The 16,159-nt window shown below is 43.8% G+C and carries 16 protein-coding genes; 8 read left to right on the top strand and 8 right to left on the bottom strand.

The genetic code is table 11. The features are described 5' to 3' along the window. Nucleotides 1-146: 146 nt before the first annotated feature. A complete protein-coding gene (locus tag FLAVO9R_RS14885; RefSeq protein ID WP_159532556.1) occupies nt 147-1,319 on the top strand; it encodes a PQQ-dependent sugar dehydrogenase in 1,173 nt (390 codons plus the stop codon). Between the two features lie 78 nt (nt 1,320-1,397). On the opposite strand, the gene FLAVO9R_RS14880 is transcribed toward FLAVO9R_RS14885, so the two are convergent. Beyond that, entirely contained in the window at nt 1,398-2,015 is a 618-nt protein-coding gene (locus FLAVO9R_RS14880; RefSeq protein WP_159532554.1) for an outer membrane beta-barrel protein, read from the bottom strand. A 160-nt stretch (nt 2,016-2,175) separates the two neighbouring features. After that, nucleotides 2,176-3,033, bottom strand: coding sequence for a PA4780 family RIO1-like protein kinase (locus FLAVO9R_RS14875; RefSeq protein WP_159532552.1), 858 nt, complete (start codon nt 3,031-3,033; stop codon nt 2,176-2,178). A 195-nt stretch (nt 3,034-3,228) separates the two neighbouring features. On the opposite strand from FLAVO9R_RS14875, the gene nhaC reads away from it, so the two are divergent. From nhaC to FLAVO9R_RS14860, 3 genes are all read left to right on the top strand, one after another. Next, nucleotides 3,229-4,716 carry a Na+/H+ antiporter NhaC gene (gene nhaC, locus FLAVO9R_RS14870; RefSeq protein WP_159532550.1) on the top strand — a complete coding sequence of 496 codons (1,488 nt, stop codon included), beginning with the start codon at nt 3,229-3,231 and terminating at the stop codon, nt 4,714-4,716. Between the two features lie 178 nt (nt 4,717-4,894). Continuing rightward, complete coding sequence (locus tag FLAVO9R_RS14865; RefSeq protein ID WP_159532548.1) at nt 4,895-6,013, top strand: zinc-binding dehydrogenase; 1,119 nt, start codon at nt 4,895-4,897, stop codon at nt 6,011-6,013. 87 nt (nt 6,014-6,100) lie between these two features. After that, nucleotides 6,101-6,631 (top strand): DUF1569 domain-containing protein, encoded by a 531-nt coding sequence (locus tag FLAVO9R_RS14860; protein ID WP_220099955.1) that lies wholly within the window; start codon nt 6,101-6,103, stop codon nt 6,629-6,631. 65 nt (nt 6,632-6,696) lie between these two features. Here the strand turns inward: FLAVO9R_RS14860 and FLAVO9R_RS14855 are convergent, their stop codons facing one another. Continuing rightward, nucleotides 6,697-7,371 (bottom strand): nitroreductase family protein, encoded by a 675-nt coding sequence (locus FLAVO9R_RS14855; protein ID WP_159532546.1) that lies wholly within the window; start codon nt 7,369-7,371, stop codon nt 6,697-6,699. 787 nt (nt 7,372-8,158) lie between these two features. On the opposite strand from FLAVO9R_RS14855, the gene FLAVO9R_RS14850 reads away from it, so the two are divergent. Next, nucleotides 8,159-8,500: a PBPRA1643 family SWIM/SEC-C metal-binding motif protein gene (locus FLAVO9R_RS14850; RefSeq protein WP_159532544.1), complete on the top strand. Its 342-nt coding sequence runs from the start codon at nt 8,159-8,161 to the stop codon at nt 8,498-8,500. A gap of 60 nt (nt 8,501-8,560) precedes the next feature. Here FLAVO9R_RS14850 and FLAVO9R_RS14845 read toward each other — a convergent pair whose 3' ends face one another. The 3 genes from FLAVO9R_RS14845 to FLAVO9R_RS14835 form a co-directional block, all read right to left on the bottom strand. Continuing rightward, a complete protein-coding gene (locus FLAVO9R_RS14845) occupies nt 8,561-9,568 on the bottom strand; it encodes an alpha/beta fold hydrolase (RefSeq protein WP_159532542.1) in 1,008 nt (335 codons plus the stop codon). 84 nt (nt 9,569-9,652) lie between these two features. Continuing rightward, complete coding sequence (locus FLAVO9R_RS14840; RefSeq protein ID WP_159532540.1) at nt 9,653-10,051, bottom strand: hypothetical protein; 399 nt, start codon at nt 10,049-10,051, stop codon at nt 9,653-9,655. Next, nucleotides 10,051-11,727, bottom strand: coding sequence for a S41 family peptidase (locus FLAVO9R_RS14835; protein WP_159532538.1), 1,677 nt, complete (start codon nt 11,725-11,727; stop codon nt 10,051-10,053). The genes FLAVO9R_RS14840 and FLAVO9R_RS14835 overlap by 1 nt, the downstream gene beginning before the upstream one ends. Before the next feature lie 254 nt (nt 11,728-11,981). On the opposite strand from FLAVO9R_RS14835, the gene FLAVO9R_RS14830 reads away from it, so the two are divergent. Together FLAVO9R_RS14830 and FLAVO9R_RS14825 are read left to right on the top strand one after the other, a co-directional pair. After that, nucleotides 11,982-12,479 (top strand): M48 metallopeptidase family protein, encoded by a 498-nt coding sequence (locus FLAVO9R_RS14830; RefSeq protein ID WP_159532537.1) that lies wholly within the window; start codon nt 11,982-11,984, stop codon nt 12,477-12,479. 340 nt (nt 12,480-12,819) lie between these two features. Next, complete coding sequence (locus tag FLAVO9R_RS14825; RefSeq protein ID WP_159532535.1) at nt 12,820-13,233, top strand: hypothetical protein; 414 nt, start codon at nt 12,820-12,822, stop codon at nt 13,231-13,233. Nucleotides 13,234-13,375: 142 nt separating this feature from the next. Here FLAVO9R_RS14825 and FLAVO9R_RS14820 read toward each other — a convergent pair whose 3' ends face one another. Next, entirely contained in the window at nt 13,376-13,978 is a 603-nt protein-coding gene (locus tag FLAVO9R_RS14820; RefSeq protein WP_159532534.1) for a LysE family translocator, read from the bottom strand. Between the two features lie 261 nt (nt 13,979-14,239). On the opposite strand from FLAVO9R_RS14820, the gene FLAVO9R_RS14815 reads away from it, so the two are divergent. After that, complete coding sequence (locus tag FLAVO9R_RS14815) at nt 14,240-15,667, top strand: aminotransferase-like domain-containing protein (RefSeq protein ID WP_159532532.1); 1,428 nt, start codon at nt 14,240-14,242, stop codon at nt 15,665-15,667. A 63-nt stretch (nt 15,668-15,730) separates the two neighbouring features. On the opposite strand, the gene FLAVO9R_RS14810 is transcribed toward FLAVO9R_RS14815, so the two are convergent. Beyond that, complete coding sequence (locus tag FLAVO9R_RS14810; RefSeq protein ID WP_159532530.1) at nt 15,731-16,126, bottom strand: hypothetical protein; 396 nt, start codon at nt 16,124-16,126, stop codon at nt 15,731-15,733. Between the last annotated feature and the right edge of the window lie 33 nt (nt 16,127-16,159).

Here is a 16,159-nt window from a genome sequence, read left to right as displayed (position 1 = left end):
TGTGAAAAAAGGTAAAATTAGCTGATGTTAGCGCAAGTGAGCCGTACCCAATAAACACGCGTAAACATCGTTATTAATCATCATTTGCGTGCCACATTTAGGTGTGACAAGTATTACGCGAACCTTTTACAAGGTTAACAACGACCATGCGAAAACCTAACACGCGACAAAAGCTGACTCTTCTTTTTACCATTCTAGCAACCTCCTTCGGTGCGTCGGCTCAGCCTGATTTTCCAACTCAGGTTGAGCTGAAAGGCAGTAAGGGCACGATGCTTGTCGGAAAAGCAATAACATCATTCGAAAACCCTTGGGCAATGGCATTTTTACCTGATGGACATAGTTTAGTAACAGAAAAGGCTGGCACACTATGGTTACTTGATAAAAACCAACAAAAACGCTTTGCAGTAACCGGCACTCCCAACGTTAAAGCGCGAGGGCAAGGTGGTTTAGGTGATGTAATTGTTCACCCTGATTTTAAAACGAATAGCACCATCTATATTTCCTACATAGAGCGCGATCCTAAAGACGATGCCTACAGTGGGGCTGTGATTGAGCGGGCAACGCTAAATATTTCTGATAGCGGCGCAAACTTGTCTGACAGAGAACTTATTTGGCATCAATCACCGAAAGTAACCGGAAACGGGCACTATTCACATCGTATGGCGTTTTCGCCGGACGGCTACTTGTTTATTACGTCAGGAGACAGGCAGAAATTTACGCCAGCGCAAAACATGGCGATGAACTTGGGAAAAATTTTGCGCTTAAATGCAGATGGAAGCGTGCCACAGGATAATCCATTTTATGGCAACGGTAGCGTGACAGAGCAAATATGGACGCTAGGGCACCGTAATCCATTGGGTATTGATTTCGACGAACAGGGGAATTTATGGTCCCATGAAATGGGCCCCCGTCATGGTGATGAGCTTAATATTATTGAAAAAGCGCGCAACTACGGCTACCCCGTTGTTTCGCAGGGCGACCATTATTCCGGTGTAAAAATACCGAATCACGAAGATTACCCGATTTATAAAGCTCCAGAAAATGCGTGGGTACCTGCTATAAGCCCAGCGGGTTTTATTATCTATAAGGGTGACATGTACAAAGACTGGAAAGGGAATGGCTTCATAGGCGGGTTGTCTTCAGAAGCGTTAGTGCGGGTTACTTTCAGTCGAGACGGTCAAAAGTGGAATGTGGAAGAGGCGGAACGTTACGAATGGGGTAAACGGGTTCGTGAGGTGGAACAAGATAACAAGGGCAACATATATGTACTTGAAGACAAAGAAGGCGGCCGTTTAATAAAACTTCAGCCCGATACCTAGCAAGTAAAACTAATTAGGGTAAATTGAAAGAGCACAAAAAAGCCCGGGTAAATCGGGCTTTGATTACCTACCAGTCCGTTAAAATGCGTAACGGGCATTCAGGCCTATAAAATCTACACCATCCCATGCTTCGTAGGTGGCACCTACCGCGATGTTGTCAGTAAAGTAATAGTATGCAGATACGCCCAAAGCCGTTTCTGACTCTTCGGCAATATCTAGGTAACCGATGTGAGCACCCAGCTCCAGTGCGTTTGTCACCATAGCGCGTACGCCGATAGTGGCACCAAAACCATTGTCATCTTCAGATTCCGAATTACCTTGAGCTGAAGCGCCCACCTCCAAGTTTTCATAGGTCACTTGGGCAAATACATCGGTGCTTTCTGTTACATTAAAGCGATACCCACCACCCAATGACAGTTGGGATAGCTCTACTTCAATGTCTAGGCCAAAAACATTTACATCTTCGCTCACATCACGATAGCGTCCAGTGAGGTAGAAACCTTCACCAAGCGTTTTAGAGAATGAGGCGTTGAAGCCTGACGGAGAAAAGTCATCGTCGTCGATTTCAGTTTGCACATAACCGAGTTCAGCAAGATCCCATTTCGGGCCTTTAGCAGTATGGTCATCAGCTAAAGCTGGCGAAGAAACCGCAATAAGTGCGACCAAAGATGCTGTTAATTTACTTCTTAATTCCATTTAAATGTCCTTATAAAATCACATTGCTTTGCGAATGCGGCGTAAATTTAGCACCTACTAAATTTTGCGTCTAGCATTTAATCCTATTTCAATTTCGTGCGGTTAAAATAAGCATTGAGCAACGGCGGGTAACGCGATAACTTTAAGTACTCTGCTCCCCTTAATTATCATCATCCGAAAAATTAATACGCGCTAACCGTTCTTGCTCTTCGTCTGCAGCTGCTTGTATTTCTTCAAGAATTGCGTCGACATCAGCATTTTCACTGTTATCTTCAAACTCACCCGTAAGGACAGAATTAGGCGTTAGGTTAGCCTCTTCAAACAGCGCCCACATTTCTTTTGCGTAGTTAGTATTCAATAGCTCAGGGGCAAACTCGCCGTAGTAACGGCGAATGTTATTAACGTCGCGAGCAAACATGGCTTCAGCACTGTTGTTGGCTGAGGCATTCACCGCTTGTGGCAAATCGATAATCACAGGGCCTTTGTCATCAACAAGAACGTTAAACTCAGACAAGTCGCCGTGAATAATGCCCGTGCAAAGCATTAGCATAATATTGTGCATCATGAGTTTATGCTGGGCTATTGCTTCTTCTTTGCTGAAGCTAACATGCCCTAATTGGGGGGCTACATCGCCGTGTTCATCCGACACCAACTCCATCAGCAGCACGCCGTCTATACAGCAGTATGTATCTGGTACACGCACGCCAGCTTCGTTTAAGCGAGATAGGGCGTCAACCTCTGCGGTTTGCCAAATCTCTTCTTCTATTTGGCGTCCGTAGCTAGAACGTTTGCCCATAGCACGTGCTTGTCGACCGCCTCGCACTTTTCGACCTTCTTGATATTGCGCCGCTTTTTTAAAGCTACGTTTAACCGCATCTTTATAAACCTTTGCGCAACGAACATGTTCACCACAGCGAACAACAAAAACATCGGCTTCTTTCCCGCTCATTAAGCGGCTTAGTACTTCATCAATTAAACCATCATCGACGAGGGGTTGTAGGCGTTTAGGTATCTTCACTCATTGCCTGCTAAATGGTGTTGGGTTTTAGTCATTGTTGATAAAGGTGCTCTGTGTTTATTTAATTTGCTTAACTAGTATACCAGTGTTGAAAATTAAGAGCAGTGAACTAGCGGCACTTTTTTCTAGCCGATCTGTTAAAGGCTAATAACCGTATGTGATTTAAGAATGGATTTCTAAATAACGGACATTGACATGAATGACAAGCAACCTGTCACACCCAGTTTGTTACTTGCTTTAACCCCTGTGGTGCTAACCCTTATTATCTTGGGTACCCAGATATTCTATTTTGGCGTATTCGAACCACACATTCCGCTAACTATCGGGCTAGCGCTAACCAGTTTGGTTGGCATGTATTTGGGACTCACTTGGGTAGATATCCGAGAAGGTATTTTTCACGTGGTTCATGTTGCTTTACCATCGGTGTCGGTCCTCATTACCGTTGGCATGATTATAGGTGTTTGGATAGCCAGCGGAACCGTTCCCACCATTATTTACTATGGGCTAAAAGCCCTATCTCCCGAAATCTTCTTGGCTGCTGGCATGATAATATGCGCAGTGGTTTCTGTTTCCTTAGGGACCAGTTGGGGAAGTGTCGGTACAGTTGGATTAGCATTAATGGGTATTGGCGAGGGCTTCGATATTCCTATGTACTGGACGGCCGGAGCGGTAGTATCTGGTGCTTTCTTTGGTGATAAAGTCTCGCCCTTATCTGACACTACAAATTTGGCCCCAGCGGTGACGGGAACCGATGTGTTTTCTCATATCAAAAATATGATGGCGACCACAATGCCGGCCATGTTAATAGCATTGGTAATTTACATAGCCGTTGGCTTTTTTGTTATCGACACGCAAAGCGTTTCATTTGAAAAAATTTCGGGTATTACTAACGCGCTACAAGATAACTTCTATATCTCTGCCTGGGCACTGCTACCTGCTGTCGTTGTAATGGCGCTGGCACTTAAGAAATGCCCGCCATTGCCCTCTCTATTCGCTGGTGTTGTAGTGGGTAGTGCAATGGCAATGATTACCCAAGGGCAGAACTTACAGTCGATATTTGATTTTGCCAATAACGGGTACTCGATTGAAACAGGTATTTCTGAGATTGATGGTTTATTAAACCGTGGTGGTATTCAGTCAATGATGTGGACTATTTCGCTTGTACTCATTGCACTAGGTTTTGGTGGCGCGCTTGAAACCACAGGGTGTTTGCGAAGTATTATTAATGCGATAAAGAGCAAAGCAACCACATTTGCAGGCACACAAACTGCCGCAGTTGGAACCGCATTTGCGACTAATTTAGTAGCTGGTGACCCCTACTTGTCAGTGGCGTTACCTGGGCGTATGTACTCACCGGTATACCGAGGAATGGGCTATTCCACCTTGAACCTTGCCAGGGGCATTGAAGAGGGGGGCACGTTGATGTCGCCACTTATTCCATGGAATGCGGGTGGAGCATTCGTGATCACTGCTCTGGGTTTAGGCGTATCTGGCGATAACCTTGAAAACCTACTGTACATTCCGCTGGCCTTTGCCTGTTGGACTGCGCCATTAATTGGTATTTTCTATGCGTATACAGGGTTGTATTCACCTAAAGCAAGCGATGAAGAGCGTGAACGTTGGAAGAGCTCCGGCGAGGCAATTGCTGAATTTAACGAAAATGGCTCTCCGAAGACGGATTAAATAAGAGCGCAAATAATGGGGGCAGAGTACTTTTCACGTAAAATGTACACTGCCCCCTTTTTTATTTTTTATAACTCATCTGCACCTATATATATTACCAATATAAATATTACTGATGTTAACGTCATGTTAGCTTAGCTCACACGTAGATCTTGATTAACATAGCGAGACAACCAAAATGAATAAATCCAAACAGCTTTTTACGCTTATCAAATCAGAAGGCGAACTAGAGGTATCTATCAAAGAGGTAGATGTGCCAGAGCCCAAGCCACACGAAGTGATTGTTAGTATGGAAGCTTCACCTATCAATCCTTCCGATATGTGGCCCATGTTCGGCCCAGCCAGCCTTGATAAAGCAACCTTTGATGCCAGCAAAAATGCCTTAGTTGCACCGGTACATCAACCATTGTTAATGCGTATTAAGTCGCGTCTTGATCAAACGTTACCTATTGGTAATGAGGGAGCGGGAACCGTTGTTGGAGCTGGTAGCAGCCCTGAAGCTCAAGCACTAATGGGTAAAACCGTTTCTATCCTTACTGGCGCAGCTTACACCGAATATGCATGTGTTCCAGCTCAAGCGTGTTTGCCGCATATGGAAAGCACAACGGCGCAGCAAGCGGCGTCTTCGTTTGTAAATCCGTTGACTGCACTGGGTATGGTAGAAACCATGCGTATGGAAGGCCATAAAGCCTTAGTACATACCGCAGCGGCATCTAACTTGGGCCAAATGCTAAACAAAATCTGCCTAGAAGAAGGTGTAGATTTGGTTAACATTGTACGTAGTCAGCAACAGGTAGAAATTCTTAAAGATTTGGGCGCTAAAATTGTGCTCGATTCTACTAGCGAAAACTTTAAAGCCCAGCTTTACCAAGCGATAGATAAAACAGGCGCAACTTTAGCCTTCGATGCCATTGGCGGCGGCGAGTTAGTAAGCGACATTCTTACCATGATGGAAGCGTCTGGCAGTAAAGATGCCAAAGGCTTCAACACCTATGGTTCTGACAGCAACAAGCAAGTGTATATATACGGCGGCCTAGATTTCTCTCCAACCATTTTGAACCGTGCTTATGGTATGACGTGGGGAATAGGTGGTTGGTTACTAATGCGCTTCCTTGGTAAATTAAATAAACAGCGCGTGGGTGAGCTTTACAAGAAGGTGGCCACTGAAATAAATACCACATTTGCGTCTTCTTACACCAAAGAATTAAGCCTTGAAGAAGCGCTTCAGCCAGAAAATGTAGCGCTATACAATGCGAAGAAGACTGGTGAAAAGTATCTGATTGTGCCAAATAAATAATGGAGCAGGGGGCATTCGTAAGTACGCGCACGCGTAGCAAGCCCCCATTTTTACCTAATATAGTGTTACCGCTTGTGGAATAAATTGATGAATCGTAGAAACTTTCTTTTGGGTATTATTGCTGGAGGTGCAGCTATAGGTGCAACCGGCATAGTATGGCTTGACGGTAAATCAAGTAGTAAAGCACTGAGTATCGATGCCTCAATTCAAACGTTAGATAAAGTAATCAAACAAGATGTATTGACGCTAGGTGATTGGGATCTTTATAAAATTCTTATTCATTGTGCGCAAAGTGTCGAATTCTCAATGTTGGGTTATCCTGAGCATAAATCCGACTTATTCAAAAATACTGTGGGCAAGATGGCCTTCTCTGTTTTTTCTGCAAGACAAGAAATGACGCACGGTTTAAGCGAAGCAATCCCTGGCGCTCCTTCAATTGAAGAACGCGGAGATATTAATTCTGCATACACTCGCTTTAGAGCGGCAATGGTTAAATTTCGCCACTACACAGGGCCATTGGCAGAGCACTTTGCTTATGGAAATCTAAACAAGCAGGAATATGAGAAAGCGCATGCCATGCACTTTTACAATCACCTCTTGGAAATAGAAACGACTTAAAACGCTCAGATTTATTACAAACTATAAGCCCTTTAATCCATAGCACTTAGAGCCGATTTATCTTATCAAAGAAAGCTGGCGATGCTTTCAAGTGACTTTTTCTGCTTTGCATGAGCTGGAATAGTGGCTTCAGCAGCGGGGTAGCCGGCAACAATCAGCATATAAGCCCGTTCATTTTCTGGACGGCTACACACTTGCGTTAAAAAGTTCATGGGCTTTGGTGTGTGAGTTAGCGTTGCCAAACCCGCATTGTGCAAGGCGGTAATCAGTATTCCCACAGCAATGCCTACCGACTCATGAACGTAGTAATTCTGGCGTTTGTCTCCGCTTTCTGTTTCGCCAGACTTCTGGCTAAAGACGGCAATAAGCCAAGGTGCTAATTCCAAGTACGGTTTACTTGAATCTGTGCCTAACGGTTTGAGGTCTTGAAGCCATTGCTTCCCAGCACGTCCTTCATAAAATCCACGCTCATGTGCTTCAGCTTGTTCCCTTACTTTTTGCTTTACCGTGGCGGAGTTAATTGCTGCAAAATGCCAAGGCTGGTGGTTGGCACCACTCGGCGCAGTGCCAGCCGTTAAAAGGCAGTTTTCGATAACCTTTTTGTCTACAGGCCTGTCGCTAAAATGGCGAATGCTGTGCCTGCGTTGCATCGTTTGCAAAAAGTCAGCGCTGCGCGACATCATTTCATTTTCTGGATATTCAACAAAGTCATCTAGCGGTGAGTGGTCGTGTGGTTGCATTATGTAGTCTCATTTCTAGAATTAATGGGGCAAAATATATTAACTGAGCACATTAACCGAATACTTGAGATGAGTACATTAGCCAGAGCCTTTTAAGCGAAGTTTTGCGTTTCACTCAATGGCACCGTGGTTTGATGGCCTGCCTTCCCATCGCCTTCCAGTCCGCTTGTACTTTTGGTTAAAATATCTAACATACACGCGCCTAAAGCTTGCATCATGGTACTTAGGTCACGGTTATTACTTCGTTGAATAAATTTAGCTATCACCACAACCCTGTACTTGCTAAAGCTAGTCGAAAAGACAGTAAGAAAAAGGGAGTGAGAGTATGTGCAGAAGGAATTTTATTTGGAAAAAGTACTCTGGCCCCGCTTTATTTTTGTTCTATAGGCTAGGTTAATCTCAAGTAGATTATGTGTGGGCTTTGCACTTGTAGTAGAATAGGCATAAGCAGATCATCACATTACTCTTTATTATTTACGGTGTGTTATTCAACCTGAATCTCGGATAAGTAACGCCTGTAAGTAAAGCTTCCCCCTGTTTTTATTGCTCCTCATGAGTTTAGAACGACTAGACAGCATTATAGACGCGTTAATGTAGGCAAAGATATTATGACTTTCCCTCGTTAAAATGGATTAGAAATAGATAGCTAATGGTTCTCAAATTGAAGTGTATGGTGAAAATCACTTCAGTTTGATATCTCTCATCCAAAACACAGGTTGGTTAGCGAGTTTTTGTGACGGTTTAATGATGATACCTACCTTCTACTTTTAAATATTTGGAACACCAAATGTCAGATAAATTTTTTTTTAAAGGTCGTAAAGACGCCCGTCAAACGACCCTAACATACGGTTATGAACGAAACGCTAGCCGTATTGCCGGTAGTAAAAAATATCCGCTTAAATTAGTAGTAACTAATGAAGCTCGAAAACATGAAGTAAAGGCATTAGTGGCAGAAGCTGGTTTGTATGCAGATATTACAGTTGATACCACGGAAGGCGCGGTCGAATCTATACAAGCGTTAACAGTAATACTAAATAAAAAAGGCACTGTAACAGTAGAAAAAGCCCCTGCACGTAACGACCCTTGTGTTTGCGGTAGTGGTAAAAAATATAAGAAGTGCTGTGGCTAACGCGAAGCTAAATAAGGTCAGAGTACATTATTGCTTTGTCTCAAAAGTACTCTGCCCTACCTAATTCTTTCCTTTCAATGCATTCAAAATTAGTTGCCCGCTTTCTTCAGGCGCATCGAGCCAAGGTAAGTGACCGGCATTTTTGATAATGTGAATAGAGGCGTTGTTCATTTTTGATACTAAATATTCAGCATTTTCAATAGTGTCCCAAACATCTTTATCACCAACAATAAAAGTCACGTTGTGGGATAGGCTAAACAATGTATTTTGGATCAGGAATTCCTCTTTAAATCCGCCAAATTCTATACAGTTTTCAAGCAGTGAATTGAATGTGCGAGCATTTCCGGGAATAAGCTGGGCATTAACATCATTTTGCCAATAGATATCAGATAATTGTTCCGGTTTATGCGCCAGCATCATGCCATGAAAGTCCTTACTTCCCTCAACTGTCGGTTTGCCAATTAGCTTTAATAGTATTTTATTGGCGCCCGGTAGGCCCATCAAAATAACTTGGGGCGGGATCGTTGTGGTGCCTCCTGCTGGGTGCCCAATCAACACAAGCTTTCTCACGCGTTCTGGGTAAATATCTGCAAAATTCACACTGAAAAGTCCACCCATCGAATGTCCTATCAAGTGGGCACTGTCTAAATTTAAAGCGTCCATAAAAGATCGAATGAACTCTGCACCATGTTTCGTCAGGTTCACACCATCATAGCTAAAGTTGTCGGTTAAGCCGCTTCCTGGGCGATCCAAAACAAACAAATGGTAAGACTTAGCCAGTTCTTCCATGATAGTAAACCACTGTGAAGCATAACCCCCCCCGCCATGGATCAGAATTAAAGGCTCGCCTTCACCCATTTCGTAATAATGAACACGTTTAACTGGCCCTTGTGTATTCACAAAATTCGATTGAGGGGATATGCCTGCTTCTTTAAATAAAACGCCGGTACTTTGTCTATAGGCGGCATTACTGGTTTCCGTAAATTCTTTATCCAACACTGCCGCCCACACAACAAGGATAAGTATGACCCCCAACAAAACCAAAAGAATCTTAATCCATAACTTCATGTTCGCTCCTAGCAATTTAGTTAAGCCATAGAAAGGGGCTACGTATTTTAAAGGTACTTATGTACTATGCCCTTCTTTCTTTTCTCACTTTGCTTCTGCCAAACAAGTCATCTCAGCGATTTTTTCAATATCACCAGTTTGGTCGTTACGCAATACACAGTCCTTTCCATCGGTCAGCAACGTAAACGTAAATGCGGGGTTATTGTGCCTTCCCTCAATAGGTAACCTTCTCTCGTCCAAGTGCGCTTTACGCTCAATACTAACTTGCGAAGATTCAGAAAATACATCGTCGGCAAGGGTAACTTTTACACCGCCAAACCAGTCGCTAATTTTAGTCTCTATTATCTGTTTCTGGGCAAAACTCAAGTCGTCAGTAAGCGCGTCAACTAAGTCATTTTCACTTGGCACTGCGGTTATTGCGCACCCACTTGCTAAAGCAAATGAAATGGCACCAGCACCTAAAACTAGCTTAAAAAGCGCCATTACTGGCGCTCCTCAATTACAGGTTCGTTAACCTTATTGTGCAAAATAAAGGTGTTTCTACGCGTATTCGGGTTATCGATAGATAGCAGGGCATTTCCGGTTTGGCTATTCGACGTGCTAGCAGCGCTTTCTTGATTGCCTAAAGCGTTAGCCTTAGTGAGCTCCTCTGTTGAAGCAACCACAGGGCAGCTGCCGGTAGCAGAATATTCCAAGGCTGCTGCCAACATTCCTTCTTCAGGATTACCTAACACTGCTGTAAAGTCGTCTTCTATATCACAGCCAGGTAGTTCGAAGTCGAAGCTAGGGGATGCTACCGGCATAAAACCGTCAGAGTAATCGCCGAAGCCTTTATTGTTCACGCCTTGGAACTGAATAGTGAAATAGGTTTCGCCGCAGTTATCAGTAGGATAGAAACCGTATGGTTTACCACAGGTGGTGGAGCCTATTTGTACCACCTCCACATCGACACCCCGCAATGCGTTCATTACCGCTTCACTGGCAGAGCACGTTGAACCCGTGGTTATCACGTAAACACGTGTAAGCGACAAACTAGGTAATAAAGTGTCCGTTAGCACGCCGGCGTTATAGTCAATTTCGCTGCTATAAAATGGGGTTGCCTGCACCGTGCCACCGGTTACCGGATTTGTTGTGCCGCTCTTATCGTTAAAGCGCGTGGTTTCGAAAATAGCGTTATTGGTTTGGCTAGGGCCTGCTACCATATAGGAAACCTGAGAAGCTAATGCTAGTAAACCACCACCGTTGTAACGCAGGTCTATTACCAGTTCGGTTACATTCTCATCTACGAATAAATCAAACGCATCGATAAGGCCATCTTGGGCTGTGCGAATAAAGGTATTGAACTGAAAGTAACCTGTTTTGCCAATTTCAGTATCTAGCACGCTAACGTTTTGCACTGGCGTTACGCTTACATCAGCGGAGGTTATATCTACTACCAGTGGGCTGCCGTCAATCAACTCAAATTCGAAGCTTGTGACCGTGCCAGGATTAGCTGGAAACAAGGCTGTGTTAATAGCGTCTACACCGCTTTGGGTATTGTCATTAACGAAGTCGATACCATTAACCGTAATCAATGAAGCGCCACGAGGTACATTGGCTAACGCTGCAGGTGAGTCAGGTTCGGTAAAACGAACCACAAGCTCTCGGGGCGAAGTGCTAGCAACAAACTCCCAATCAAATCCATAGCCTGAAGAGACACCGGTTTGGGTTAGCTCATTATATTCAGCGGTATCTTGAGAAAAGTGAAAGTTATCTTTTAGTGTGCCACTTGGCGTTAACTCTGTGGTTTTCAATTGGTCGAAATAGGCCAATACCGAGAAATTCTCGGGATCATTATCAGGTACTTCGTCGTACCAAAGATAGGTGTCGTTAGTCCATGAACGTAACCATAGCTTTTCTTCTAATGCCGAGCCTTGTGAATCAGGATAAGCACTGCCTGTGAAAGGATTTGAGCCGGTTCTTGGCGTTTCACACTTCGCGATGAAAGTAGATTGTGATTCAAAAACACCAGGCTCCCAAGAAGGGGCACTGCTTACCGGTGTCGTCGGGGTTACCGGTGTGGTGGTACTGCCACCTCCGCCACTGCCTCCACAACCACTTAGAATGGCAACAGTTACAGCTAGAGCAACACCAGTACATTTGCGCGCGTTTATCAGCATAGATTTTCCTTATCTAGTCGGCCAACAAAACCCAGGCCATTGAATTAATCAAATATTGCCATATCAAGATGCACCTGACTATATAGTAAGTTTAAATTAATGTGGGGATTCCATTGGCACTTGATAGGAAAGCGGCTAGAAAGTGGTAAAAATAAATAAGGGGAGATGGAGATAAAAACAGACTATCTTCTGAAAATTAATAACCCCCCGTTTTCCAATTCCTTTATAATTGTGTGTACTAAGGAGAAAGTGAAGTGAGTGAATACGCACGATATTTTAATGGCTACCCCCAGACTGTTGTTGAGCAAGCGCTACAACTAATAGCCGACAACAAGTTAAGCAATTACCTCGTTAAAAAGTACCCCATTGCGCATACTATAACGACCGATAAGTTACTTTATAATTATGCAACCGACCTTAAAAAGCGTTATGTAAAAAATGCGCCGCCTTTTGGACGGGCGGCATTTAAAAAGCAAGGTGATATGGTCACCAATGCGTTGGGTACACATACCTATCGAATGCAAGGCAAAACGCGTAAGCATGACTTAGCCATTAACAGCGACTTGCTGTACGCCCCCGAGCCTTTACTCAAAGCGCTAGTGGTACATGAACTCGCTCACTTTAAAGAAAAAGACCATAACAAAGGTTTCTATCAACTTTGCTGTTATATGGAGCCGCAATACCACCAGTTAGAATTAGATTTGCGATTGTTTTGCGTTGCTGTTGCTATGGGCGAAAATCCTTACCGATAAGTTCATCACGCCAGGGTGTTAATTTGGTTGAAGTATTTACCCCTCCTGTGCAGCCTTCATATCTTACTATCGCATTGCTCATTTATGCGCGTTACAGCACTTACGAAATGCGCAATTACTGTGAAGCTTTCCTTTCATATTCCCAAAACAAAAAATTTAGGCATAACATCTCATTCTGGGAATTAAAAGGTTTGCCAATATGCAAAGTGTTAAATTTATCTTATTGGTTTGTGCACTGATGTTCTCAAGCATTAGTGATGCGCACATAGCAATATTGCCACCTTTCAAATTCGCCATCTAGATGATGGCCGCTGGATATATGAAGTGATGACGCCACTGTATGGTATTGACTATTGACCAGTCGCTTATTGCCAGCAGTAACGTTAAGGCTAAGCTAAAGGCAATTCCGAAAGACAGCGCAGAGTATAAGCAACGATTAGTGGCACACATTAAACAAGCCTTTGATGTAAAGGCTTTTAGCCGAGGTGAAAAACCGCAAGAAGTGACCACAAGTCAATTGCGTTTGGGCCAAGGCAAAATAAAACTCGATGATCATTTGTCGGTGTTTATTTTTGAAATTCTAGACATGCCAGAAAATGTTATGCAGTTGAAGTTTCGTATTTGCAACATGGCTAACAACGACTCGCAGAACAATATTTTACGATTGATAGATGGTGCTAAGAATAAAAAGTACTTGTTGAACCATAAAAACAATTTTAGTGGGGTAGATAGAGGCTTCTTTTTCGCGCCTTAGTGCTTTTTAAAACGGGTTTAGCCGCAGCAAGTTATTCTTAGTTTACTTGCAAGCCAAAGCGGCTAAACCATTTTAAGCAGAGCGTTGGCGGGGGGAATACATCGTCTAGTCGATAACATACTCTCACGTCATTTCCCCTTTTTTAAATAATCAATAACAATGTAGCAGCTGTGGCTGCAGCCATGGTGAAGTTGAAGCGCTTTCTGCGCATGGGCGAGCTAAGCCAAATTTTTATTTTGGCGCCTACTGCAGCCCAAATAGAAATGCACGGGAATCCAATAAGCGCAAAGGCCATAACAATAGCAAGACCCGATTCTGCGTAGTGTTCACCGGGAACAGAAAATGTGCCTACACTAGCCAATGCCATCATCCACGCTTTAGGATTAATCAATTGAAACAGTGCGCCCTCCCACCACTTAAGTGGCCCTTGGCGGCTGGTTTTCTTGATTTCAATTTCATCGGTAGGTGCAGTAGCAATTTTAACGGCCAGCCACAGTAAATACGCAATGCCCAGTACTTTTAGTACGGTATACAAGGCGGGAAATAATGTGAAAAGTGCCCCTACGCCCAAAAGCGTGCTAATCATTAGCCCTGCCACCCCCACTACAATACCCAACATATGTGGAATCGACTTCTTGTAACCATACTGTGCCCCCGATGCCAATAGCATTAAGTTGTTGGGGCCGGGCGTTACTGTACTAATAAAAGCAAAAGTGGCGAGTGCAAAAAGTAACGAAATTTCCATGGTAGTCCCTTTCTCTAATCTTCTATTTAAACCAATAAGCGACAGTTGAGTTGCAAATCTATAGGCGTTACTTAATAACGCCACAGCATAGTACATTTTAATATGTGTATGTATTAGAGCCAAAAGTATTGAAAATATGCCATACAGATAGGCGGGAGAGAGGACTGTATGCTTAATTACTATTAGAACTGTATGGTAAGTTCTAGTGACAAGGTAAGGTATAGTTATCTGTATGGTTATTATCTGTATAGAGTAAAATAAATGACACTGTATGAGTCGCTTGCCTGTGAACTAAAAGCCCAAATAGATCGTGGGCTATTTGAACAAGGAGATAAGCTTCCCTCGGTAAGGCAACTATCTCAAGAATACCACGTTAGCATCGCTACGGTACAAGAAGCCTATCGGGTTTTAGAATCTCAAATGTACGTTGAAGCGAAGCCTAAATCGGGCTATTTCGTATCGTCAAATACGACATTAAATAATACACCTAAAATGACTAAGCCGCCGCAACGGCCAATGGATGTGTCTCAGTGGGAAGATGTACTCAACATGTTGTTGAATACGTTTAACAAAGACAGTGGTATTGAAACGCGATGCCAGTTCCAGCACGCCATGCCCAACATGACCGCTAAAACCCTTAAGCCACTGACAAAGCGCCTGTATGAATTAACGAAGAATAGGCCGCTTGATGGCATGGTGTACGGTGATGTGAAGGGTGATCAGAACCTTAGAAAGCAGCTTAGCCGGCTTACTGCTGCCTCGGGTTGTAGGTTGCAGTCGGATGAGTTTATCGTTACCTCAGGTTGCCAAGAAGCATTGTCTGTATGCCTTCGTGCGGTGGCCAATGCGGGTGATGTCATCGTGGTTGAATCACCGGGCTTTTACGGTGCCATGCAAGCAATAAAAGGCGCGAATTTAAAAGCACTAGAAATACCTACAGACTCTGAAACTGGCTTGAGTTTAGATGCATTAAAACTGGCGCTAGATCAATGGCCGGTAAAAGCCATTCTGGTAGCACCTACCGTCAATAATCCTCAGGGTTTTGTTATGCCCGATAACAAGAAAAAAGCGCTCTACGATATGGCCAGAGAATACGATGTCGCCATTATTGAAGATGATATTTACGGCGACATTGCTTATTCGTATCCGCGCCCAAGAACGGTTAAGTCGTTTGATGAGGATGGCCGGGTTTTATTGTGTTCTTCGTTTTCTAAGACCTTAGCGCCGGGTTTTAGAGTGGGGTGGATAGCCCCAGGAAGCTTTAGGAACCAAGTACTTCATGCAAAGTATGTTAGCAGTTCCATGTGCCCCACATTGCCTCAGCTCGCCATAGCAAGCTATATCGAACAAGGCGGTTACGACAAGCACATACGTGCAATGCGCCACTATTACTTAAGTGCAAGAGATGCTTTGCGCGCTGATATTAAGCGTTATTTTCCACAAGATACGTGCGTGAGCTACCCTCAAGGCGGGTACGTACTGTGGGTTGAATTAAATGCGAAATACGACGCGGTTAAACTGGCTGATAAAGCCAAAGAACAGGGGATTTATATCGCGCCAGGGCAGTTATTTTCAGCGACAGGAAAGTACCGAAACTGTTTGCGGTTCAACTTCATTGACGGTACGCAAGATGTTCGTACACACAGCATAAAGTTGCTTGGCGAATTGATTGAGTCATTAGCTGAGTGAGTGGAAATACACTGTGTGTTTGGTAACAAACGTACCAAACACACAATGCTGGGGTGCAGTAAGTTAGTCTTTACTATCACACTCGCTTACGTCACCACCCATTTTTTTCTTCATTTCAATGCACGCTTCACGCACTTTTTCAGCGCCAGCATCCATCATGTCAGCCCCTTTTTCTTTGCCGTCTTCGTACGCGTCAGAGGCCATATCTTTGCCATCTTCATAAGCATCAGAGGCCATGTCTTTGCCATCTTCATAGGCACTAGATGCAGAATCTTTAGTTTCATCCCAAGCATCAACTGTTTTTTCTTTCCCTTCTTCGTAGGCATCAGCTGTCGCGTCGCCAGCCTTCTCCATTTCCATCATGGCTTCTTTTTTTGCTTCTGCTGCTGATTCTTCGTTAGACTCAGAACAGCCTACAACAGTGAGTAATAATGCTAACGCAATTGCTTTGTTTTTCATGGTGAAACTCCTTTTGCCGAATTTAGTGCAAGT

The sequence above is a fragment of the Alteromonas sp. 38 genome (genome assembly GCF_902506055.1).
Lineage (GTDB): Bacteria > Pseudomonadota > Gammaproteobacteria > Enterobacterales > Alteromonadaceae > Alteromonas > Alteromonas lipotrueae.
This window is presented reverse-complemented; position numbering and strand designations above follow the sequence as displayed.

Bases quoted from the DNA above. Each gene is read 5' to 3' on its own strand.
- FLAVO9R_RS14885 (WP_159532556.1), top strand. From the start codon at position 147: ATGCGAAAACCTAACACGCGACAAAAGCTGACTCTTCTTTTTACCATT.
- FLAVO9R_RS14880 (WP_159532554.1), bottom strand. From the start codon at position 2,015: ATGGAATTAAGAAGTAAATTAACAGCATCTTTGGTCGCACTTATTGCG.
- nhaC (WP_159532550.1), top strand. From the start codon at position 3,229: ATGAATGACAAGCAACCTGTCACACCCAGTTTGTTACTTGCTTTAACC.
- FLAVO9R_RS14865 (WP_159532548.1), top strand. From the start codon at position 4,895: ATGAATAAATCCAAACAGCTTTTTACGCTTATCAAATCAGAAGGCGAA.
- FLAVO9R_RS14860 (WP_220099955.1), top strand. From the start codon at position 6,101: ATGAATCGTAGAAACTTTCTTTTGGGTATTATTGCTGGAGGTGCAGCT.
- FLAVO9R_RS14855 (WP_159532546.1), bottom strand. From the start codon at position 7,371: ATGCAACCACACGACCACTCACCGCTAGATGACTTTGTTGAATATCCA.
- FLAVO9R_RS14850 (WP_159532544.1), top strand. From the start codon at position 8,159: ATGTCAGATAAATTTTTTTTTAAAGGTCGTAAAGACGCCCGTCAAACG.
- FLAVO9R_RS14845 (WP_159532542.1), bottom strand. From the start codon at position 9,568: ATGAAGTTATGGATTAAGATTCTTTTGGTTTTGTTGGGGGTCATACTT.
- FLAVO9R_RS14840 (WP_159532540.1), bottom strand. From the start codon at position 10,051: ATGGCGCTTTTTAAGCTAGTTTTAGGTGCTGGTGCCATTTCATTTGCT.
- FLAVO9R_RS14835 (WP_159532538.1), bottom strand. From the start codon at position 11,727: ATGCTGATAAACGCGCGCAAATGTACTGGTGTTGCTCTAGCTGTAACT.
- FLAVO9R_RS14825 (WP_159532535.1), top strand. From the start codon at position 12,820: ATGGTATTGACTATTGACCAGTCGCTTATTGCCAGCAGTAACGTTAAG.
- FLAVO9R_RS14820 (WP_159532534.1), bottom strand. From the start codon at position 13,978: ATGGAAATTTCGTTACTTTTTGCACTCGCCACTTTTGCTTTTATTAGT.
- FLAVO9R_RS14815 (WP_159532532.1), top strand. From the start codon at position 14,240: ATGACACTGTATGAGTCGCTTGCCTGTGAACTAAAAGCCCAAATAGAT.
- FLAVO9R_RS14810 (WP_159532530.1), bottom strand. From the start codon at position 16,126: ATGAAAAACAAAGCAATTGCGTTAGCATTATTACTCACTGTTGTAGGC.